We start from the raw sequence: 20,627 nt of genomic DNA on the forward strand, positions 1-20,627 counted from the left end.
TCAACACAGCACCTTCCCGCCAGCTCACGGCATCGCCGTCATGCGCCACCCGTTGCTGCGCATCGCGCTGAGCGCCGCAATTCTCGCGCTGGCGTTCTACCCATGGCTGCCGTTTCCCTGGCGGATGCCGGTGGTCGGCCTGCTCGGTCTCGCCCTGGTGTGGCTCGAGACGCGCTCGCCCGCGGCCTGCGGTGTCGCGCGCCCTCGCCTGCTGTCCGTGATCGGCTGGACGGCCCTGCTGGTGCTGCTGACCGTCGGCTTCGTCACGCCGGTGCTGCAACCGCTGATCGATGCCATCACCGGACACAAGACCGACTACAGCGCCTACGGCGCGCTCAAAGGCAACGTCCAGGCCACGACCCACTTGATCGGCGCGGCATGGCTGAGCGCGGCACTCGGCGAAGAACTGGTGTTCCGCGCCTTCCTCATGCACCAGCTCGATGCCCTGTTCGGGCGGCTGCGCGGCGGCCGCTGGATCGCCGCACTGGCCGGCGGCGTGGTGTTCGGCCTGATGCACGCCGCGCAAGGCGCCTCCGGCATCCTGCTGACAGGCGTGGTCGGCATGATGTTCGGGTATGCCTATCTGCGTTCCCGGCGCAACCTGTGGGCGATGATCCTCGCGCACGGCCTGATCGACACCTGGGGCGTGACCACCCTGTATCTCGGCTGGTACTGACGCAGCGCAGGCGCAGACGCAGGCCGCCGATCGGCCTGCCGATGCTGACGAACGGCTCCGCTCGTAGCTGGAGGACGGAAGATCGCGCCGCTATCCCTGTGCCGTCCGGCGCAAGACCCTAAGCACTCCCGCACGAGGAATGCGCCATGACGCGTTTGATGAATAGCGCAGGCGTCAGCGCGCAACCCGTCCGCCGCCTAAATGGCGCGTGCGCATCGGCTCGATTTTCACTCGGGCGCTACCGGCCGGCGCTCAGTTTGGCGATGCCCACTTGAGGGCATCCCTACTGCGGAGTCAACGATGGACAAGAATCGTACCGAAGGCGCCAAGAACCAGATCAAGGGCACCGTCAAGGAAGTCGCCGGCAAGGTGACCGGCAACAAGATGAAGGAAGTCGAAGGCAAGATGCAGAAGAACGCCGGCAAGGTACAGAGCGAAGTCGGCAAGGCGCGCGACCACGCGCGTGGCTGAGTTCCAGGCCTTGGTGCTCCCCTGCCGTGCGTGGCTGGGGAGCTTCTGCTAGCGGCGTCAGCTTGCCGACTCTCTGGTTTGCCGATTTGCTCTGCGCATTGGACTCTCTGGATTTGCTCAGGCCTCTAGGGCAATTGCGAATCGACCGACGTATCGAACATTGCCGCCATGCAATCAGCTATGCCGTCACACCAGTCGGTCGGCGACGCGCATGGCGAGCAAACACCAGCACGCTCACCTCCAAGCTGGTGGACCGCGTCCACAACGATCTGGTGCACTGCGCGCTCGACTAGGTCCGTAAGCAGCCCAACTGCACCACTAATCGCATTCGCACGAAGATCGTCACGGCGGCAGTTCGCGCCGGAACTGCATGCTGCACGCCCGTCCACGCGCAGTGGCGTCACTCCAGGTGCAGACGTACGCCGCAGTGCCACACGCAGTGGCGCCTCATGACATCGCCCAGGAGTCGCTGCTGACGTGGAAGCGACTGCGAGACGTGGCAGTGCTCGCGATCGCCTCCACGATAACGACACCATGTCATCCGCCGCGCGTTGCCTGGCCTGAGCCAGCAACCCGATAATGTTCGGCAGCTTTTCCGAACACAAATCTACCGATGATGCTCCTCGCCTCAATTAAACCATCGATCGCCATTACCGCCTCACCCAGAGGCGCAACACGTTTGCTCTTTTTTCTACTTGCTGCCACCCAGGCCGGCATGACTGCGGCGGCAGCAACGGGCGCAGCACCCGCCGAAATAACGACCAATGATTTCACCGTGGAAATCAACAGCCATGCTTTCGCCCTCGGTGAAAGCTGGACCGACCAGATCAGGAAGCAGGCAGGCGCTCAGATCAGCGAAAGCTTCGTGGGAGATGTGCCTGCTGGGGACACCAGCTACAGGTACTACCAGCACCGGTATGCCGGCTTCGAAATCCACACTGCCAACTTATTCTGGCAAACAGCGCAGCGCGACATTGACAGCTACATGATTGCGCAGATCACCATCACCGCACCCGCGATCAAAACAGCCGGGGGCGTCACGGTAGGCGATACGCAGAATGTGCTGATCGGAAAGTATGGCCCAGGCACGGCAGATGACAGAGACGATCAGCACTGGCGGTATTATGAAGCCGGCAATAAGCGAATCTCTTTTCAGCTTGAACATGGAAACATCAGCCACATCATGATGACCCTCGACCCGGGCAACTGAAAGCAAGCCCGTGTGGCGCGGCAGGCAGGATCAAATCATCGCCGCTGCCGATGCCACCGAACTGGCCGTTTTCGCCATGCCTGCAGCACCTGCCCAGACGTAGCGACCATCCGCCGCCCAAGCGAAGCCACCCAGATGCGTCACTGCCGTCCATCCGTCGAAGGTGACGTGAGCGACCCAACCTTGATGCGACTCCACTGCGCACGATCACGGCAAGCCCGCTGAAGTACGCAATGCGCGGCCGGCGGCGCAACAGGGATGTTGAGGCTTAACCCGCCAGGCGGGCGCGGTCGCATGTCACGCCGGTGCTGCGCGTTATGGCCTTGCAGCCGCAATGCACTCGCCGCTCGACAGGAACGCGCAACGAGTGGAGCAGACGCCACCCTCGCCACGTTTTGAGGGAATGCGCTACACCAATGAAAGGTCCAGGTGAGCTTTCGGGCGACCAAAAGGAACCCGTGCAGAAGGCGCTCGCTTGCCGCGAGCGCCATCCGGCTTCGGCCTGGCTACAAGCGCCTCGACTCGAGAACGCACCGCTGCGCCATGAGGCGTCTTCCCAAGAGAAGAGAAGCCCCGATACTGCCATTCTCCAACCGCCCTTGGCGTTGGTTATGCCTTGCGAGCGAGATGCAGGAAGTACCCCGCCCCCACCAATGCGAGCAGCCCGAAGATGATCCCGTTTTTGCCGTTTTCGCGCCGCGCTTGCAGCGCTTGGTCCGGCGTCACAAACACGCGATCGCCCAGCCGCAATCCCCACACTTCGCGCTCGCCGTCTTCTTCGGAAAAGGTGACGCGCACCGGTGCTCCTGCCCTGATCTCATTCCACAGCGGATCGATACCTGGAAGGATGCTGGAATACTTGAATTCGTCACCCGCGGGTGCCACGGTAAAGTTGACGCTTTGCAACCTTGACTTGCTATGCGATGCGTGCACCGAGCCCACCGTCCCACTCGACTCGAGCAGCCTGTCCGGCACAGCCGATGGTCGACTCAAGAAGGTGACCACGCTGGCAACTGTCATGCCAAAGCAGAGCACCGCGATGATGATGAAACGAATCTTGTGTGATTGCATCCGGATACCATAGTAGGAACGAAACGCCGCAGTTCTGCGGTGTGCACATTTTTAGGAGAGCGGCCGCATTGGTCAATGCGAAGTTGCCTGCTCGATCGCACACGGCCGTCTTCATCGCGTGCCTGCCAAAGGTGCGCTGTCATCAGGCCTAGCTGGAGCGACCGAACGAACTTCATGCAAGCAGCACCATGGAAACTCAGTGCAGCACGCGCTCTCTTTTCGCGAGGAGATGGCCATGGGCCACAACGGTGAGTCCACGCATGCTCTTGCTGACCCGAGATGAGCGTTCGTCGTTACTCACCTAGTCAATCACGAGAATGCCCATGAGGATTGCCGCGCGCAGTGATAGGCCACCACGCGCTTGCGGTCGAACGCGCCCTGTTCTGGCCAAGTCTTGCAGCATGTCCAGGTATCGATGGCACTGAACTGCTGTCGCTGGAACATCTGCAGAAAAAGTCGAGCGCTTGTGCGCCACGCATAGAGCAGACATGCGTGTGATGGAGCGCGATCCACCGCGTCGCGCCGTTCTTCAACTGCGCGAGATATCCGGGCCGAAGATGCGCTAGATCGGACCACAGCTGAGCACATGCTGCAGGGGCTCCTTACCCACTGCTTTTGCGCTGCCAGCCCAGGACGCGTGCAGAGAAGCCGCCTCGCAGGTAGTGGTGCGCTTTGCATGCCTCAATGCGCTTCGTGCACGCGAGAGCCCGGCACCGATACAGGCAGGAACATGCCTCCGCGCCGTCTGGCGCAAGAACCAATGCGAGAAGTCTTTCCATGCAAGCTCGTTCGGCAACACGATCTGCTTGCCCTCATGCCAGTTGACGACGTACAGCGCTGGACAGCCCTGAGCCCGCGAGTCTTACGGACGATTGTCATGGCGGGCACCTGTCTCGGATGTTGACCGTCATCTATCGCGATGGCGGAGGTCACGCCGACCAGAGGGCCCTCGCCGATGGACACGATGACCTTGCACGAGGGAAGCGAGGCGAACGCTAGACGAAGGCACGGGAAGCGGCACGATTGCCGCGTCGCCAGTTGCCGAAGCAGCGACCGAGCCTTGGTCTCTTCTCTCCACCGGCCCGCACAGGCTCTGCTGGTGGCTGCACGCACTTGAGGTCCGCGCGCGATGACACGTCCTTCCGCCGCCGCAACGATTCCTTAGCGCCGCCCCATGCGGCTTGTCCCGTTACGGATGCGCCGTAACGGCTTGAGCGTGGGCACAGCAGACGACAAGCGGCACCGCATCGTCGAGTGCAGCACGATCGCAGGTCGCACGGTACTGACTGCGCTGCCGCTCTCGCGTTCAAAGCGCGCCTGCAGCTCAGCAGGAACGCGCAAACAAGCGCAGTAGCGACGGTCTCGCCGCACGTCAGGAGTGCGCGACTCGCATGGAAGTTCCAAGCGAGTGTCCAAGATGGCCGAAAAGAAAAACGCCCGCAAATCGTTGATTTGCGGGCGTTTCTTTGACACTGGCGGAGTGAGAGGGATTCGAACCCTCGATAGAGCTTTTGACCCTATACTCCCTTAGCAGGGGAGCCCCTTCAGCCACTCGGGCATCACTCCGGATTTATGCGCTGCGGATATTCCGCGACCGGGCGCGAAGAATACCGGGTTGTGGGGGCTCAGGTAAACCCTTTTGACGCATCAATCGGCAGATTGATCGCCGTGACCGCCGCCGTGCGAGTTCGGCTCGTCGCCGCGCTGGATGCGCTGGTAGATCTCTTCGCGATGCACCGCCACGTCCTTCGGCGCGGTGATGCCGATGCGCACTTGATTGCCCTTGACCCCAAGCACCGTCACGGTGACCGAATCGCCGATCATCAAGGTTTCGCCTACCCGGCGAGTCAGGATCAACATTGTTTGAATTCTCCAGGGAACCGGTGGGTCTCACCGGCACGGCGCCCGCGCTGCGGCACGCCCCATAATGAAAGGGAAAAGAGGGGTGATGTTACGGGAAGCCGCGCCTTGCCAGCAAGGCACGCGGCTCGGGTGTTCAGGGGAGATGTTGCTTGACCCAGGCCGGGACGCCGGCGAGCGCAGGGGCAAGGGCGGGCCCGTCCTCGCCACCACCCTGGGCGAGGTCCGGGCGGCCGCCGCCCTTGCCCGAGATCTGACCGGCGATGTGGCTCAACAGTTCCCCGGCCTTGACCCGCCCCATTGGGCTGCCGTTCACGCCTGCCACCAGGGCAACCTTGCCCTCGTTGGCGCCGGCCAACACGATCACGCTGTCGCCCAACTGCTGCTTCAGGCGATCCATGGCCTCGCGCAGGGCCTTGGCGTCGAAGCCTTCCAGCCGCACCGCCAGCACCTTCACGCCGGCGACGTCGACCGCCGAACCGGCCAGGTCGGCGGTGGCACCGGACGCCAGCTTGGCCTTCAGCGCCTCCAGTTCGCGCTCCATGCGCTTGTAGCGGTCGCCGAGCTGGCGGATCTTGTCGACCACGTCGTGGCTGTTGCCGCCGACCAGGTCGGCCGCCTCGCGCAGCCGGGCCTCCTCGGCCGCCACGTAGTCCAGCGCGCCCTGCCCGGTCACCGCCTCGATGCGGCGCACGCCAGCGGAGACGCCGCCTTCGCTGGTGATCTTGAACAGGCCGATGTCGCCGGTGCGCCCGACATGCGTACCGCCGCACAGTTCGGTGGAGTAGTCGCCCATCTTGAGCACACGCACGCGCTCGCCGTACTTCTCGCCGAACAGCGCCATGGCGCCGAAATCCAGCGCCTCCTGCATGCCCATCTGATGCACTTCGGCGGCGTTGTTGGCCCGGACCTGCTGATTGACCTTGCGCTCGATCAGCGCCAGTTCCTCGGCCCCGATCGGCTGGAAATGCGAGAAGTCGAAACGCAGGCGATCCGGCGCCACCAGCGACCCCTTCTGCTGGACATGGGTGCCCAGCACTTCGCGCAGTGCGGCATGCAGCAGGTGCGTCGCGGAGTGGTTGAGGATGGTGGCGCCGCGGCGCTCGGCATCGACCTGGCCGGCCAGCACGTCGCCGATCTTCAGGCTGCCTTCTTCCAGCGTGCCGACATGGCCATGGAACTGGCCGGCGAATTTCTGCGTGTCGGTGACCGTCAGGCGGGTGCCGGCGGCGGTCAGTGTGCCGAGATCGCCGACCTGGCCGCCGGATTCGGCATAGAAAGGCGTTTTGTCGGTCAGCACGATGACTGCGTCGCCGGCATGGACCGACTGTACCGGGCGACCGTCCTTGAGCAGGGCGACCACGCGCAGGCCGTCGGCCTGCAGGCTGTCGTAACCCAGGAACACGGTCGGGGCCAGGGTCGCCACCAGGTCCGCCGGCAGCTGCACGCCACCGCCGAACTTGCCGGCTTCGCGCGCCCGCCGGCGCTGCTCGTCCATTGCCGTCTCGAAGCCCTGCTCGTCCACGCGCAGGTCGCGCTCGCGGGCGATGTCCTGGGTCAGGTCCAGCGGGAAGCCGTAGGTGTCGTAAAGGCGGAAGGCATCTTCGCCGGCGATCACCCCGCCCTGCGCCTTGGCGGCGACGTCCTCGAAGATCTTCATGCCGGCATCGAGGGTTTCGGCGAAGCGCTCCTCCTCGGCCTGCAGGGCGCGCAGCACGGTGTCCTGGGCCGCAGTCAGCTCCGGATAGGCCTCGCCCATCAGTTCCACCAGTGTCGGCACCAGCTTGCTGAAGAACGGCTGGCGCACGCCGAGCATCCAGCCATGGCGCAGGGCGCGGCGGATGATCCGGCGCAGCACGTAGCCGCGGCCTTCGTTGGACGGCAACACGCCGTCGACGATCAGGAACGCGCAGGCACGGATATGGTCGGCGATCACACGCAGCGACTTGTTCTCCAGGTCGGCGGTGCCGGTCAGCTCGGAGGCCTTGCGGATCAGCGTCTGGAACAGGTCGATCTCGTAGTTGGTGTGCACGTGCTGCAGGATCGCCGCCAGGCGCTCCAGGCCCATGCCGGTATCGACGCAGGGCGCCGGCAGCGGCACCAGGGTGCCGTCGGGCTGGCGGTCGAACTGCATGAACACCAGGTTCCAGATCTCGATGAAGCGATCGCCGTCTTCGTCCGGCGAGCCCGGAGGACCGCCGGCGATGTGCGCGCCGTGGTCGTAGAAGATCTCGGTGCACGGGCCGCAGGGACCGGTGTCGGCCATCTGCCAGAAGTTGTCCGAGGCGTACGGCGCGCCCTTGTTGTCGCCGATGCGCACGATGCGCTCGGCGGGTACGCCGATCATGTCGCGCCACAAGGCATAGGCCTCGTCGTCGGTGTGATAGACGGTGACCAGCAGCCGCTCGGCCGGCAGCTTCCAGACCTGGGTCAGCAGTTCCCAGGCCCAGGCGATGGCGTCCTTCTTGAAGTAGTCGCCGAACGACCAGTTGCCGAGCATTTCGAAGAAGGTGTGGTGGCGCGCGGTGTAGCCGACCGAATCCAGGTCGTTGTGCTTGCCACCGGCGCGCAGGCAGCGCTGCACGTCCGCCGCGCGCACGTAGCTGCGCTTCTCGGCGCCCAGGAACACGTCCTTGAACTGCACCATGCCGGAATTGGTGAACAGCAGCGTCGGGTCGTTGCCGGGCACCAGCGGCGCGGACGGCACGATGGTATGGCCCTTCCCCTTGAAGAAGTCGAGGAAGTCGCTGCGGATCTGGGAGGTGGAGAATTTGGCGGGTGCGTTCATGGGCTGGCTATAGACGAGCGGACGGGCTTCCGGCAACTCCCTCCTAGATGAGGGCGCCACGGAAACCGGACAAGACAACTCGCCAAGGGTAGCAGGCCCGGCCCGCTCAGTCCTCCGTAGCGTCGCGGACCGCGGCGCGGATGCTGTCGCCATCGAAGCCACGCCGTGCCAGCAGATCGGCGGCCTTGCGCCGCTGCGGCAAGTCCATCGCCCCGGCAGCGCCGAAGCGGCGCCGCACCAGATCGCGGGCGTTTTCGGTCCAGTCGCCTTCGAAAGCGCCCATCGCGGTGGCGATGGCCTCGCTGTCCAGGCCGTGGGTACCGAGCTCGGCACGGATATGCAGAGGGCCGTAGCCGGACCCGGCGCGACTGCGCACCAGCAGTTCGGCGAAGCGGCCATCGTCCTGCCAGCCCTCGCCGCTCAGGCGCTCCACCGCCTCGGCGGCGGCCTCGGCCTCCACGCCGCGCGCGCGCAGCTTGCGGGTCAGTTCCTTGCGCGAATGCTCGCGCCGTACCAGCAGGCCCAGCGCTTTCTGCAGCGGCGTCTGCTCCGCTTGCCGGCGACGCCGGCGTGGTTCCTGCGCGTGCTCGTCGCTCATGCGCCAGCCACCCTACTCTGAAAAATGCGCCGTCCCTGGCGCGCGCCCTCCTGGCTTGCTCAAGACTGCCGAGGGAGACGAGCGGCACTGACTCCACCGCTCCCCCGGCAGAAAACCGTTACGCGTCGTCGTCTTCCGCCTCGGCCTCGCTCGGGGCGATCTCCGTGGGCTGGAACTTCTCGCGCAGCTCGCTTTCCAGCTTGGCCGCGACCTGCGGGTTGTCGCGCAGGTAACCACGGGCGTTGTCCTTGCCCTGGCCGATGCGCTCGCTGCCGTAGCTGTACCAGGCACCGGCCTTCTCGACCAGCTTGGCTTCCACGCCCATGTCGATCAGCTCGCCCTCGCGGCTGATGCCTTCGCCGTAGAGGATTTCGGTGATGACCTGCTTGAACGGAGGCGCCAGCTTGTTCTTGACGACCTTGATCTTGGTCTGGTTACCGATGATCTCGTCGCCCTTCTTGATCGCACCGATGCGGCGGATGTCCAGGCGCACCGAGGCATAGAACTTCAGCGCGTTGCCGCCGGTGGTGGTTTCCGGGCTCTGGCCCGGCATCATCACGCCGATCTTCATGCGCAACTGGTTGATGAAGATCACCAGGGTGTTGGAGCGCTTGATGTTGCCGGTGAGCTTGCGCAGCGCCTGGCTCATCAGGCGCGCCTGCAGACCCGGCAACTGGTCGCCCATCTCGCCTTCGATTTCGGCCTTCGGGGTCAGCGCGGCGACCGAGTCGACCACCACGATGTCCACCGAGCCCGAGCGCACCAGCATGTCGGCGATTTCCAGCGCCTGCTCGCCGGTGTCCGGCTGCGACAGCAGCAGCTCGTCGACGTTGACGCCCAGCTTGGCGGCGTAGATCGGGTCCAGCGCGTGCTCGGCGTCGATGAACGCGGCGGTGCCGCCGTTCTTCTGGCACTGGGCGATGGCCTGCAGGGTCAGGGTGGTCTTGCCCGAGGATTCCGGACCGTAGATCTCGACCACGCGGCCCTTCGGCAGGCCGCCGATGCCCAGCGCGATGTCCAGCATCAGCGAGCCGGTCGGGATCACTTCCACCGCTTCGATGACGCGATCGCCCATCCGCATCACCGAGCCCTTGCCGAACTGCTTCTCGATCTGGCTCAGGGCGGCAGCGAGCGCGCGCTTCTTGTTCTCGTCCATTGTGGTGTCCTTGGAAGGTGAGGAGGATTTGCGGAGTGAGGTCAATGTAAGGGCCTGGTATCGCACGGACTGAGACAGTGCGTGGCGAGATGAAAATAATTCGTCCGCACCGGGCTGCGGCAGCGGCGAATGGCGATATCTGGGGTCGGAAAAGTCCGGCCGGCGCTGTAGTGCATGCCCTGTTCCACGCGCGGCATCAGCGATTGGGGCGCAGCAGGCCGCAGTACAGGCCTTCGATGGCGAACTCCTGATCCGGCAACACCTCGATCGGCGCGTAGTCCGGGTTGCGCGGCAACAGGCGGATGCGGTCCTTGCCGATCTTCAGCAGCTTGACCGTGATCTCCTCATCGATGCGTGCCACCACGATCTGCCCGGAGCGGGCATCGCGGGTGCGGTGCACGCCGATCAGGTCGCCGTCGAAGATGCCTTCGTCGCGCATGGAGTCGCCCTGCACCTTCAGCAGATAGTCCGGCGCCGGCGAGAAGAACACCCGGTCCAGCACCACGAAGTCGTCCGAGCCGATGTCCGCGCCGATCGGCAGGCCGGCGGCGACGCGCCCGAGCACCGGCAGGCGCAGCACGTCGGCGCTGTCCACCTGTGCCGCCGGCGGCGGGGTCGCCGCCCCGCCGAGCAGGCGGATGCCGCGCGCCTGCCCGGGCACGCGGCGGATCGCGCCGGCCTGTTCCAGCGCTTCCAGGTGGTATTGGGCCGCGCGCACGCCTTTGAAGCCGAAGGCACGGGCGATCTCGGTCTGCGACGGCGGCACGCCATCGTGTTCGATGCGCTCGGCGATCAGGTCGAGGATCGCCTGCTGGGTTTCGGTCAGGTCCATGGTTAGTAGTAATACTACTAAATCGACTGGCGAGCAACTGGCGTGTGGAACCGGAGTGCCGGTGCGCAGCGTTGCCGGCGGCTTGGGCAGGTCCGCACGGCAGCCTGCCGTCGCTGGCAGGGCCTCTCGGCCTCTGCTTCGCGCGTCCTTGTAGGCAGCTCTGCATCTCGTCGTAGCGCTGTGGGCAGAGCGACTTGGCCACATCGCGTCGGAGCTGAAGCCCCTCCCACAGTGGGAGTACGTGTGCGCTGGCTCGTAGACGCGGCGCGGTGCCCGACCCACCAGCCTCGACGCCATGCGGCGGAGCGTGCTCGACGGTGTGTGCCGCGCTCAGCGCCCGCTGCGCCAGATCGAGAACAGGATCCACACGCCCGACAGCGCCGCGCCGATGAAGCCGCAGACGCCGATCGCCAGCAGCCAGCGGCTGGAAATGCCGCCGACGCTGTTCATCACGATCGACGAGCCGATGATCAGCGCGGCGGTGACGATGCCCATGGTCAGGCGGTTGGCGGCGCGGTTGACCTGGTCGCCGAAGCCTTTCAGCGAACCGGTCTCCACGTTCAACTGCAGGCGCCCGCGGCGCGCCGCCTGCAGCAGCCGGCGCGTGTCGCGCGGCAGGTCGCCGAGCAGCTCCAGCGCGCCCAGTACGGTGCGCCGGCCGCGCCGGGCCATCGCCCGCGGCGCGAACCGCTGCAGCATCACCCGCTCCAGGTACGGGGCGGCGGCGCCGGCCATGTCGAAGTCCGGATCGAGCTGGCGCCCCACCCCTTCCAGGGTCAGGAAGGTCTTGATCATCAGTGCCAGGTCGGCCGGCAGCGCCAGCGCGTGCTGGCGCAGCAACGCGGTGACGTCGCCGAGCATGGCGCCCACCCGCAGGTCCTTCAGCGGCACGCCGCGGTACTGGTCGACGAACGCGGCGATCTCCAACTGCAGGCGCGCCTCGTCGACCTCGACCTCGCCGTCGGTCCACTCCAGCAGGATGTCGGCCACCGCTTCGGCGTCCTGGGTGACCAGCCCGTGCAGCAGTTGCACCACCTGGTAGCGGCGCTGCTCGGAAATGCGCCCGACCATGCCGAAGTCGATCACCGCGATGCGCTCGCCGGGCAGGTAGAAGATGTTGCCCGGATGCGGATCGGCGTGGAAACAGCCGTCCTCCAGCACCATCTTCAGCACGATGTCGGCACCGGTGCGCGCCAGCGGGCGCCGGTCCAGGCCGGCGGCTTCGACCCCGGCCAGGTCGCGACCGCCGATGCCGGCGACGAAGTCCTGCACGTTCAGCGTCTCGCAGGTCCACTGCCAATGCACCCGCGGGATCACGATCTCGTCGTGTCCCTGGAAGTTGGCGGCGATGCGCTCGGCGTTGCGGCATTCGCCGGCGAAATCCAGCTCGCGGCGCAGCGACAGGGTGAACTGGTGCACCACCGCGGCCGGGCGGTAGCGTTTCAGGTCCGGCGCGCGCGCCTCGACGATCTCGGCCAGCCGCGCCAGCAGTCGCAGGTCGGCCTCGATCACCTCGCGGATGCCGGGGCGACGCACCTTGATCACCACCGCGGTGCCGTCGTGCAGCCAGGCGCGATGGGTCTGCGCCAGCGAGGCGGCGGCCAGCGGGGCTTCCTCGACCTCGGCGAAGATCGCCGTCGGCGCCTCGCCGAGCGCCTCGATCAGTTGCGGCAGGATCTGCGGATAATCCAGCGCCGGCGCCGCGTTCTGCAGTTCGCCGAGTTCGTCGATCCACTCCGGCGGCAGCAGGTCCACGCGCGTGGCCAGCACCTGGCCCAGCTTGACGAAGGTCGGGCCGAGATCCTGCAGGGCGCGCCGCACCCGCTGCGGCGCCGACATGCGCAGCATCTCCTCGGCGTTGTGCCAGTGCAGCAGGCGCCCGGCGCGTTCCAGCACGTCGGCCATGCCGATGCGCCGCACCACGTCGCCGAACCCGTAGCGGATCAGCACCGAGGCGATTTCCTGCAGACGCCCCAGGTCGCGGACGGTGCTCAACGCCTCCCACATCGCGCTCATCCTCGGGGAAGGCGCGCGGCCATGATCACAGCAACGCGTCCAGGCCGTGCAGGGCCGCGGCCACGGTCTGCCGGCGCACCGCATCGCGGTCGCCCGGAAAATGGAACAACTGCGCGCTGGCGTAGCCGCCGCGGCGCTTCCAGCCCAGCCACACGCTGCCGACCGGCTTGTCGGCCGAACCGCCACCGGGGCCGGCGATGCCGGTGACCGCCACCGCGACGCTGGCGCCGGAATTGACCAGCGCCCCGGACACCATCTCGATCACCGTCTCGCGGCTGACCGCGCCGTGATGCTCCAGCGTCTGCGGGCGCACGCCCAGCAGCGCCTGCTTGGCCTCGTAGCTGTAGGCGACGATGCCGCAGTCGAACCAGGCCGAGGACCCGGCGACGTCGGTCATCACCTTGGCGATCCAGCCGCCGCTGCAGCTTTCGGCGGTGACCAGGCGCTCGCGCGCGGTGCGCAAGCGGTCGCTGAGCGCGGTGGCCTGTTGCAACAACTCCGAATCGGTGGGAAGCGTCATGGCACAGCTCGGGAAACCAGTGCGCTTTGTAGCCCAATTCGCCGTGGCTGTCGCGCCTGCGCGCGCCGGCGGACGGCTGGGCGTCAGCCGACGCGGCGCAGGTGTAGCTGCCACGCCGGCCGTCACTCGCTCGACCTTGGCGGCCCGACGCACCGCGCACCGCTAGCGCTGCTGCCACTCCTCCTGCTCGCGCGGCGGCAGCAGCGCCCGGATCGGCGCGCCGTCGGCCGCGGCGGCCAGGCGCTCGGCCTCGGTGATCGGGATGTCCACCTGCAGCAGCCAACCGTCCTCGTCGGCCTGCTCGCTGCGGATCACCTGCAACTGATGCAGTTGCGAGCGCAGGCGTCCGGCGCTGGGCGGCAGGCGCAGGCTGCCCTGCACGTGGCGCAGGCCCAGGCGCTGGCCGAGCACGTGCTGCAGCAGGTCCAGGCCGCGGCCGTCGCGTGCGGAGATCCACACCCGCTCGCGCCGCGCCGTGTCCGGCACGCCGTCCTGCGCATCGTGGCGCACCTCGGCGCCGTCGATACGGTCGATCTTGTTGAATACCAGCAACTGCGGCAGTTCGCCGGCGCCGACCGCGTGCAGCACCTCGTCGACCTGGGCGATGCGCTCCTCGCGCAACGGGTCGGCGGCATCGACCACGTGCAGCAGCAGATCGGCTTCGCGGGCCTCGGACAATGTCGAGCGGAACGCCGCGACCAGTTCGTGCGGCAGGTTGCGCACGAAGCCGACGGTGTCGGCCAGCATCGCGTTGCCGCCAGGCAATGCGATGCGCCGCACGGTCGGGTCCAGGGTCGCGAACAACTGGTCGGCAGCGTAGGCCTCGGCGCCGGTCAGGGCGTTGAACAGCGTGGACTTGCCGGCGTTGGTATAGCCCACCACCGCGATCCGCGGCAGTTCGCTGCGCACCCGCGCACGGCGCATCTGGGTGTGCTGCACCTCGACCTTCTCCAGCCGCTTCTGCAACTGCTCCACCCGCTTCTGCAGCAGGCGGCGGTCGGTCTCCAGCTGGGTTTCGCCGGGCCCGCGCAGGCCGATCGAACCGCCGCGCTGGCGCTCCAGGTGGGTCCAGCCGCGCACCAGCCGCGTGGCCATGTGCCGCAACTGGGCCAGCTCGACCTGCAGCTTGCCTTCGTGGCTGCGCGCGCGCTGGGCGAAGATGTCCAGGATCAGCCCGGTGCGGTCGATCACCCGCCGCTCCAGGATCTTCTCCAGGTTGCGCTCCTGGCCGGGACTGAGCGCGTGGTTGACCAGGACTAGGTCGGCGCCGCTGGCGTCGGCGGCGGCCTTGACCTCCTCCAGCTTGCCGCTGCCGATCAGCGTCGCCGGACTCGGCTTGTCGATACGCGCGGTCACGGTGGCGGCGATGCTGGCGCCGGCCGAGCGCGCCAGGTCGGCGAACTCTTCCAGCACATCGTCTTCCAACGGACCGCCCGCGTAGGGCTGGATCAGCAGTGCGTGTTCGCCGCGGCGGGACCGATCAAACACCCGCGGCTCCGCTCTTTACCACCGAACTACTCGACTTCGTCATCACCCGCACTGCCACCTTCGTTCTGCTGCACATAACCGCCGCCCGGTCCCACGCGCACGTTGCGCGCCGGCACCACGGTGGAAATGGCGTGTTTGTAGACCATCTGGCTGACGGTATTGCGCAGCAGGACCACGAACTGATCGAACGACTCGATCGTGCCCTGCAGCTTGATGCCGTTGACCAGATACACCGAGACAGGCACCCGTTCGCGACGCAACGCGTTGAGGAAAGGATCCTGCAAGGATTGCCCCTTGGACATGCTTCACTCCCAAATTATTGTTTTTATTATCCGGGACGGCACTGCAGCTCCCCTGCCGTGGTCCGGAACGTCGATGTTACACAACCGCGGGCGCCAGCACAGCGCGACCGGCCGCCGGATCAGCCGAGGAAGGCGTCCACGGCCGCCCGCAGGCGCCCGGCGTCACACGCCGGGTCGAACCAGCGGGCGTCCTGCTCGCCGCGCAGCCAGGTGAACTGGCGCTTGGCCAGTTGCCGGGTGGCGGCGATGCCGCGGGCGCGAAAATCCGCCGCATTGCCGATGCCGTCCAGGTACTCCCAGGCCTGGCGGTAGCCGACCGCGCGCACCGCCGGCAGCGCCAGCGGCTGCGCGACCGCCTGCATCCCAGGGAGCGCGCGCAGGGCGCGCACTTCCTCCAGGAAGCCCTGCTCCAGCATCGCGTCGAAGCGGGCTTCGATGCGCCCGTGCAGCACCGCGCGCTCGGCCGGCGCCAGCACCAGCTTCAGCACCCGCAGCGGCAACCGCGGCGGCCCCGGATCCGCCTGCCATGCGCTGATCGGCCGGCCGCTGAGCCGGTACACCTCCAGCGCACGCTGGATGCGCTGGGCGTCGCCGGGGCGGATGCGCTGCGCGGCCAGCGGATCGACCCGCTGCAGATCCGCGTGCAGCGCCGCCCAGCCTTCGGCCTGCGCACGCGCGGCCAGCGCCGCACGCAGCTGCGGGTCGGCCGCCGGCATCGGCGCCAGCCCCTCCAGCAGCGCCTGGAAGTACAGGCCGGTGCCGCCGGCCAGGATCGGCAGGCGGCCGCGGGCGACGACCGCCTCCAGCGCGGCGCGCGCGTCGGCGGCAAACTCGGCCGCCGAATAGGGCTGCCAGGGATCGCGCAGGTCCAGCAGATGGTGCGGCACCCGCGCGCGCTCGGCCGCATCGGGTTTGGCCGCGCCGATGTCCAGGCCGCGGTAGACCAGCGCCGAGTCGACGCTGACGATCTCACCGCCGTAGCGTTCGGCCAGGGCGATCGCCGCGGCGGTCTTGCCCGAGGCGGTCGGGCCCATCAGCGCGATCGCGCGCGGGCGCCGGTCGGCCGCCATCAGTCCTCGTCCGGCCAGCAGATCGCCGCTGCGGCGGACGAGCCGGTGGCGCGCGGCAACGGCAGCGCCTGCAGCGCCTGCCAGACCTTCAGCGCGTCGACGGTGGCGGCGACGTCGTGCACACGCAGCAGCGTGGCACCGCGTTGCGCGGCCAGCAGGTGCGCGGCGACCGAGCCGGCCACCCGCTGCTCCGGCGCCTCGCGCCCGGTCAGCTCGCCGATGCTGCGCTTGCGCGACAGCCCGGCCAGCACCGGCACGCCCAACTCGACCAGCCGCGCCAACTGCGCCAGCAACTGCAGGTTGTCGGCGGTGCTCTTGCCGAAGCCGAAGCCCGGATCGACCAGGATGCGCCGCTTGTCGATCCCGGCCATCTCCGCGGCGAAGATGCGCTCGGCCAGGAACCGGTGCACCTCGCCGACCACGTCGTCGTAGCCGGGCGCGCTGCCGGCGGCGTAGGCATCGGCGGGCATGTGCATCAGCACCACCGGCACCCCCAGTTCCGCGGCGGCATCCAGCGCGCCGGGCTGGCGCAGGGCCTGCACGTCGTTGATCATGCCGGCGCCGGCGGCGACCGCGGCGCGCATCACCTCCGGCTTGAAGGTGTCCACGCTCAGCGGCAGCGCGGTCTGCGCGGCCAGCCGCTCGATCACCGGGATCACCCGCCGCAGTTCCTCTTCCACCGGCACCGGGGTCGCGCCTGGGCGGGTCGACTCGCCGCCGATGTCCAGCAGGTCGGCGCCCTCCGCGGCCAGGCGCAGGCCATGCGCCAGCGCCGCGTCCACGCTGGCGTGCGCGCCGCCGTCGGAAAACGAGTCCGGGGTGACGTTGACGATGCCCATCACCCGCGGGCGATCGAGCAGCAGCCGGTGGGCGCCGCACTGCAGGCTGGGCGAGGTGTCGAACATCGGCAGATCTCCTGGAGGATGGCCGCCGCCTGCGGCGAGCACGGCGCCGGCGATGGCCGCAACGTGGGTTCGCGGATGCGGCGCGCGCCGCGCATGGCAGCGGGTCGTGAATCAAGCCGCCATTGTCGCGCACCCTCAAGCAGACGACGAGCCGGCGGCATCGGCAGCGGCCAGCGACAAAAAAGCCAGGGATCGCTCCCTGGCTTTTCGGTACTTGCAGGTTCGCCGCACTTAGACCTGTTCGGCGGGCCCGGCGATCGGCGGCAGTGGCCGCGAATTGCCCTTGTCGTTGCCGCCGTCCTTGCCGGACCTGTTCCAGCCCATCGGCGGCGGCGGGTCGCGGCCTTCCATGATCGCGTCGATCTGCGGCGCGTCGATGGTTTCGTACTGCAGCAGCAACTGCGACATGGTGTGCAGCTTGTCCAGATTCTCGGTGAGGATCTGGGTGGTCTTGGCATACGCCTTGTCGAGGATCGACCGCACCACTTCGTCGATGCGCCGCGCGGTGTCGTCGGAGACGCTCTTGTGCTGGGTCACCGAACGGCCCAGGAACACCTCGTCGTCCTCCTCGCCGTAGGCGATCGGGCCGAGCTCATCGGACAGGCCCCACTTGGTGACCATGTTGCGCGCCATTTTGGTCGCTCGCTCGATGTCGTTGGACGCACCGGTGGTGACCTTGTCGGTGCCGAAGATCAGTTCTTCGGCGACGCGGCCGCCATACAGCGAGCACAGTTGCGATTCGATCGCCACGCGGTTCATCGAATACTTGTCGCCCTCGGGCAGGTACATGGTCACGCCCAGCGCGCGGCCGCGCGGGATGATCGTGACCTTGTAGACCGGGTCGTGCTCGGGCACCAGGCGGCCGACGATGGCGTGGCCGGCCTCGTGATAGGCGGTCAGCGTCTTCTCGTCCTCGCTCATCGCCATCGAGCGGCGCTCGGCGCCCATCAGGATCTTGTCGCGGGCGCGATCGAAGTGATCCATGCGCACTTCCTTGACCGACTCGCGCGCGGCGAACAGGGCCGCCTCGTTGCACAGGTTGGCCAGGTCGGCGCCGGAGAAACCCGGGGTACCGCGGGCGATCACCATCGGCTCGATGTCGTCGGCCAGCGGCAGCTTGCGCATGTGCACCTTGAGGATCTGCTCGCGGCCGCGCACGTCCGGCAGGCCGACCACGACCTGGCGGTCGAAACGGCCCGGGCGCAGCAGCGCCGGATCCAGCACGTCCGGACGGTTGGTCGCGGCGATCACGATCACGCCCTCGCCGCCCTCGAAGCCGTCCATCTCCACCAGCAACTGGTTGAGGGTCTGCTCGCGCTCGTCGTGACCGCCGCCCAGGCCGGCGCCGCGGTGACGACCCACCGCATCGATTTCGTCGATGAAGATGATGCACGGCGCGTGCTTCTTGGCCTGCTCGAACATGTCGCGCACGCGGCTGGCACCGACGCCCACGAACATTTCCACGAAGTCCGAACCGGAGATGCTGAAGAACGGCACCTTGGCCTCGCCGGCGATGGCCTTGGCCAGCAGGGTCTTGCCGGTACCCGGCGGGCCGACCATCAGCACGCCGCGCGGAATCTTGCCGCCGAGCTTGGTGAACTTGGTCGGGTCGCGCAGGAAGTCGACCAGTTCGCCGACCTCTTCCTTGGCCTCGTCGCAGCCGGCGACATCGGCGAAGGTGATCTTGATCTGGTCCTCGCCCTGCAGCTTGGCCCGCGACTTGCCGAAGGACATCGCGCCCTTGGCGCCGCCGCCACCGCCCTGCATCTGGCGCATGATGAACAGCCAGAAGCCGATGATCAGGATGACCGGCAGGAAGTTCAGCACCAGCGACCAGAAGCTCGGGCCGTTGTCCGGCTTCTGCCGGGTGATGTCCACGTTCTTGCTGTACAGCACGTCGATCAGCTTGTCGTCGCTCGGGCCATAGACCATGCCCTCGCTGTTGTCGGCGCGCTTGAAGCGGATCGCGTTGACCGAAAGGTTGGTGGCGTCGGTGAAATCGACCGACTTCACCCGCCCGGCATCCACGTCCTTCAGGAACTGGGAGTAGGTCACGTTGTCGACGCCCGCGCCGCCGGCGAGACGCGGCGAGAAGCTATTGAACACCACCATCAGCACGACGGCGACGACTACCCACAACAGCAGATTCTTGGTCAAGTCGTTCATCCTCATTGGCTCCGGTGTCCCTTCAACTCTGTCTCGATGCGTGGCATTGCGGGTTCAGCCTTGCGTTCAGCTTACTTGATCTGGGCGCGCTTGCCCTGTCCGAGGGCGTAGACCTCCGGCGAGCGCTTGCGCGACGCGGCCGGCTTGCGGATGGTCACCTTTTCATAGCGGCGGCGCATGTCGCGAATGTAGTCGTCGAACCCCACGCCCTGGAACAGCTTGATCAGGAACGCGCCATTCGGCTTCAGGTGGCTGTCGGCGAATGCCATCGCCAATTCCGCCAGATGCATCATCCGCGGCTGGTCGACCGCATCCATTCCGCTCTTATTGGGGGCCATATCCGACAGCACAAGGTCCACCGGGGTGTCGCCCAGCATGGCCTCGAATTGCGATAGCACCGCCTCCTCCCTGAAGTCACCGTGAAGGAACTCCACGCCGGCCAGCGGCGGCATCTCCAGGATGTCCAGGGCCAGGACCCGGCCGCGGTCGCCCATCGACTTGCGCACCTGCTGCGACCAGCCGCCGGGGGCAGCGCCGAGATCGACCACCACCATGTCCGGCTTCAGCAGCCTGTCGCGCTGCAGCAACTCCTCCAGCTTGTAGGCCGCGCGCGAGCGCATGCCTTCGGCCTGGGCCTTCTTCACGAAGGGATCGGCGAAATGTTCGCGGAGCCAGCGTTGGCTGCTTTTGCTGCGGGTGGCCATGGACGCACGGTCGGGAGGGGCGGCCATGATACCCTGATCGCCCTTGCCAACCCTGCTCCCACCTGCATGTCGATCAGCCTGACCTCGGCCCAGAACCGCTTCCTGCGCGGCCTGGCCCACGACCTCAAACCCCTGCTGCAGATCGGCAGCAAGGGCGTCACCCCGGCCTTCCTGGCCGAACTGGACGAGGTGCTGGAGCGCCACGAACTGGTCAAGGTGAAGGTCGGCGGCGACGACCGCGAGGCCCGCGACGCCGCCATCGGCAGCCTGGTGGAACAGTCGCACAGCGTGCTGGTGCAGCGGATCGGCCATACCGCGATCCTGTATCGCCCGGCCAAGGAAGACCGGCAGATCGTGCTGCCGCGCGCCTGAGCGCGCCTTCGGTGACCCCATGCAACTGACCCAGGACCTGCCCGACTACGCCTACGCCCTGCGCATGGCCGACGGCCGCCAGGCCAAGGTGAACGACCGGCTGCTGACCCGCAGCTTCATCCTCGCCCCGGACACCCTGGTCGAGGACTGGCAGGCGCCGCTGGCCGGCGACCTGCAGCCGCAGCATCTGCAGCCGCTGCTCGCGCTCAACCCCGCCCTGGTGATCCTCGGCACCGGCGAACGCCAGGTGTTTCCCGCTGCGGCGGTGATGGCGCTGTTCCTGACCCGCGGCATCGGCATCGAAGTGATGAGCAACGCGGCCGCGGCGCGCACCTACAACGTGCTGGCCGCCGAAGGCCGGCGCGTGGCGGTGGGGTTCCTGCTCGAAGGCTGAGCCAGGCGTCTCTGCGAACCCGTCCCAC

General features: G+C 67.3%; 19 protein-coding genes and 1 tRNA gene. 5 read left to right on the plus strand and 15 right to left on the minus strand.

The genetic code is table 11. The annotated features are described in order from the left end of the window. Positions 1-124 precede the first annotated feature (124 nt). From NUG21_RS11495 to NUG21_RS11505, 3 genes are all read left to right on the plus strand, one after another. Positions 125-676 carry a CPBP family intramembrane glutamic endopeptidase gene (locus tag NUG21_RS11495; RefSeq protein WP_263393070.1) on the plus strand — a complete coding sequence of 184 codons (552 nt, stop codon included), beginning with the start codon at positions 125-127 and terminating at the stop codon, positions 674-676. A gap of 300 nt (positions 677-976) precedes the next feature. After that, the gene (locus NUG21_RS11500; protein WP_019797255.1) at positions 977-1,147 is read left to right on the plus strand and encodes a CsbD family protein; all 171 of its coding nucleotides are present in this window, start codon (positions 977-979) and stop codon (positions 1,145-1,147) included. A gap of 613 nt (positions 1,148-1,760) precedes the next feature. Further along, positions 1,761-2,357 (plus strand): hypothetical protein, encoded by a 597-nt coding sequence (locus tag NUG21_RS11505; protein ID WP_263390921.1) that lies wholly within the window; start codon positions 1,761-1,763, stop codon positions 2,355-2,357. A gap of 609 nt (positions 2,358-2,966) precedes the next feature. Here NUG21_RS11505 and NUG21_RS11510 read toward each other — a convergent pair. The 15 genes from NUG21_RS11510 to rlmE all read right to left on the minus strand — a co-directional run bounded on the left by NUG21_RS11510 (position 2,967) and on the right by rlmE (position 19,833). Beyond that, positions 2,967-3,428 (minus strand): hypothetical protein, encoded by a 462-nt coding sequence (locus NUG21_RS11510; RefSeq protein WP_263390922.1) that lies wholly within the window; start codon positions 3,426-3,428, stop codon positions 2,967-2,969. 1,473 nt (positions 3,429-4,901) lie between these two features. After that, positions 4,902-4,994: transfer RNA gene (locus NUG21_RS11515), tRNA-Ser, on the minus strand. Between the two features lie 81 nt (positions 4,995-5,075). Further along, a complete protein-coding gene (gene csrA, locus NUG21_RS11520) occupies positions 5,076-5,288 on the minus strand; it encodes a carbon storage regulator CsrA (protein WP_010341308.1) in 213 nt (70 codons plus the stop codon). A gap of 136 nt (positions 5,289-5,424) precedes the next feature. Then, positions 5,425-8,076 (minus strand): alanine--tRNA ligase, encoded by a 2,652-nt coding sequence (gene alaS / locus NUG21_RS11525; RefSeq protein WP_263390923.1) that lies wholly within the window; start codon positions 8,074-8,076, stop codon positions 5,425-5,427. A gap of 106 nt (positions 8,077-8,182) precedes the next feature. Continuing rightward, a complete protein-coding gene (gene recX, locus NUG21_RS11530) occupies positions 8,183-8,674 on the minus strand; it encodes a recombination regulator RecX (protein ID WP_019797330.1) in 492 nt (163 codons plus the stop codon). A gap of 118 nt (positions 8,675-8,792) precedes the next feature. Then, positions 8,793-9,830, minus strand: a complete 1,038-nt coding sequence (recA, locus tag NUG21_RS11535; protein WP_160946567.1) for a recombinase RecA — start codon at positions 9,828-9,830, stop codon at positions 8,793-8,795. A gap of 196 nt (positions 9,831-10,026) precedes the next feature. Continuing rightward, positions 10,027-10,662, minus strand: coding sequence for a transcriptional repressor LexA (gene lexA, locus NUG21_RS11540; protein ID WP_160946566.1), 636 nt, complete (start codon positions 10,660-10,662; stop codon positions 10,027-10,029). 330 nt (positions 10,663-10,992) lie between these two features. Beyond that, positions 10,993-12,669, minus strand: coding sequence for an ABC1 kinase family protein (locus NUG21_RS11545; protein WP_263390924.1), 1,677 nt, complete (start codon positions 12,667-12,669; stop codon positions 10,993-10,995). A 34-nt stretch (positions 12,670-12,703) separates the two neighbouring features. Then, entirely contained in the window at positions 12,704-13,198 is a 495-nt protein-coding gene (locus tag NUG21_RS11550) for a CinA family protein (protein ID WP_160946565.1), read from the minus strand. A 162-nt stretch (positions 13,199-13,360) separates the two neighbouring features. After that, the gene (gene hflX / locus NUG21_RS11555; protein WP_242161316.1) at positions 13,361-14,686 is read right to left on the minus strand and encodes a ribosome rescue GTPase HflX; all 1,326 of its coding nucleotides are present in this window, start codon (positions 14,684-14,686) and stop codon (positions 13,361-13,363) included. A gap of 26 nt (positions 14,687-14,712) precedes the next feature. Then, positions 14,713-14,988, minus strand: a complete 276-nt coding sequence (gene hfq / locus NUG21_RS11560; RefSeq protein ID WP_010341316.1) for an RNA chaperone Hfq — start codon at positions 14,986-14,988, stop codon at positions 14,713-14,715. A 119-nt stretch (positions 14,989-15,107) separates the two neighbouring features. Then, entirely contained in the window at positions 15,108-16,058 is a 951-nt protein-coding gene (gene miaA, locus NUG21_RS11565) for a tRNA (adenosine(37)-N6)-dimethylallyltransferase MiaA (RefSeq protein ID WP_263390925.1), read from the minus strand. Next, positions 16,058-16,963, minus strand: a complete 906-nt coding sequence (gene folP / locus NUG21_RS11570) for a dihydropteroate synthase (protein ID WP_263390926.1) — start codon at positions 16,961-16,963, stop codon at positions 16,058-16,060. Before folP ends, miaA begins: the two co-directional genes overlap by 1 nt. A 231-nt stretch (positions 16,964-17,194) precedes the next feature. Beyond that, complete coding sequence (ftsH, locus tag NUG21_RS11575) at positions 17,195-19,129, minus strand: ATP-dependent zinc metalloprotease FtsH (RefSeq protein WP_160946561.1); 1,935 nt, start codon at positions 19,127-19,129, stop codon at positions 17,195-17,197. 71 nt (positions 19,130-19,200) lie between these two features. Further along, the gene (gene rlmE / locus NUG21_RS11580; RefSeq protein ID WP_019796327.1) at positions 19,201-19,833 is read right to left on the minus strand and encodes a 23S rRNA (uridine(2552)-2'-O)-methyltransferase RlmE; all 633 of its coding nucleotides are present in this window, start codon (positions 19,831-19,833) and stop codon (positions 19,201-19,203) included. A gap of 66 nt (positions 19,834-19,899) precedes the next feature. Here rlmE and yhbY point away from each other — a divergent pair, with 66 nt between their 5' ends. Both yhbY and NUG21_RS11590 read left to right on the plus strand, forming a co-directional pair. Continuing rightward, positions 19,900-20,205, plus strand: a complete 306-nt coding sequence (yhbY, locus tag NUG21_RS11585; protein ID WP_010341321.1) for a ribosome assembly RNA-binding protein YhbY — start codon at positions 19,900-19,902, stop codon at positions 20,203-20,205. 19 nt (positions 20,206-20,224) lie between these two features. Next, positions 20,225-20,599, plus strand: coding sequence for an Mth938-like domain-containing protein (locus tag NUG21_RS11590; RefSeq protein WP_019796326.1), 375 nt, complete (start codon positions 20,225-20,227; stop codon positions 20,597-20,599). The last annotated feature ends 28 nt before the right edge of the window (positions 20,600-20,627 follow it).

It is taken from the genome of Xanthomonas sp. CFBP 8445, assembly GCF_025666235.1.
Lineage (GTDB): Bacteria > Pseudomonadota > Gammaproteobacteria > Xanthomonadales > Xanthomonadaceae > Xanthomonas_A > Xanthomonas_A indica.

What these genes read in the sequence shown, in the direction of transcription:
- NUG21_RS11495 (WP_263393070.1), top strand. Translation starts at nt 125, where the DNA reads ATGCCGGTGGTCGGCCTGCTCGGTCTCGCCCTGGTGTGGCTCGAGACG.
- NUG21_RS11500 (WP_019797255.1), top strand. Translation starts at nt 977, where the DNA reads ATGGACAAGAATCGTACCGAAGGCGCCAAGAACCAGATCAAGGGCACC.
- NUG21_RS11505 (WP_263390921.1), top strand. Translation starts at nt 1,761, where the DNA reads ATGATGCTCCTCGCCTCAATTAAACCATCGATCGCCATTACCGCCTCA.
- NUG21_RS11510 (WP_263390922.1), bottom strand. Translation starts at nt 3,428, where the DNA reads ATGCAATCACACAAGATTCGTTTCATCATCATCGCGGTGCTCTGCTTT.
- csrA (WP_010341308.1), bottom strand. Translation starts at nt 5,288, where the DNA reads ATGTTGATCCTGACTCGCCGGGTAGGCGAAACCTTGATGATCGGCGAT.
- alaS (WP_263390923.1), bottom strand. Translation starts at nt 8,076, where the DNA reads ATGAACGCACCCGCCAAATTCTCCACCTCCCAGATCCGCAGCGACTTC.
- recX (WP_019797330.1), bottom strand. Translation starts at nt 8,674, where the DNA reads ATGAGCGACGAGCACGCGCAGGAACCACGCCGGCGTCGCCGGCAAGCG.
- recA (WP_160946567.1), bottom strand. Translation starts at nt 9,830, where the DNA reads ATGGACGAGAACAAGAAGCGCGCGCTCGCTGCCGCCCTGAGCCAGATC.
- lexA (WP_160946566.1), bottom strand. Translation starts at nt 10,662, where the DNA reads ATGGACCTGACCGAAACCCAGCAGGCGATCCTCGACCTGATCGCCGAG.
- NUG21_RS11545 (WP_263390924.1), bottom strand. Translation starts at nt 12,669, where the DNA reads ATGTGGGAGGCGTTGAGCACCGTCCGCGACCTGGGGCGTCTGCAGGAA.
- NUG21_RS11550 (WP_160946565.1), bottom strand. Translation starts at nt 13,198, where the DNA reads ATGACGCTTCCCACCGATTCGGAGTTGTTGCAACAGGCCACCGCGCTC.
- hfq (WP_010341316.1), bottom strand. Translation starts at nt 14,988, where the DNA reads ATGTCCAAGGGGCAATCCTTGCAGGATCCTTTCCTCAACGCGTTGCGT.
- miaA (WP_263390925.1), bottom strand. Translation starts at nt 16,058, where the DNA reads ATGGCGGCCGACCGGCGCCCGCGCGCGATCGCGCTGATGGGCCCGACC.
- folP (WP_263390926.1), bottom strand. Translation starts at nt 16,963, where the DNA reads ATGTTCGACACCTCGCCCAGCCTGCAGTGCGGCGCCCACCGGCTGCTG.
- ftsH (WP_160946561.1), bottom strand. Translation starts at nt 19,129, where the DNA reads ATGAACGACTTGACCAAGAATCTGCTGTTGTGGGTAGTCGTCGCCGTC.
- rlmE (WP_019796327.1), bottom strand. Translation starts at nt 19,833, where the DNA reads ATGGCCACCCGCAGCAAAAGCAGCCAACGCTGGCTCCGCGAACATTTC.
- yhbY (WP_010341321.1), top strand. Translation starts at nt 19,900, where the DNA reads ATGTCGATCAGCCTGACCTCGGCCCAGAACCGCTTCCTGCGCGGCCTG.
- NUG21_RS11590 (WP_019796326.1), top strand. Translation starts at nt 20,225, where the DNA reads ATGCAACTGACCCAGGACCTGCCCGACTACGCCTACGCCCTGCGCATG.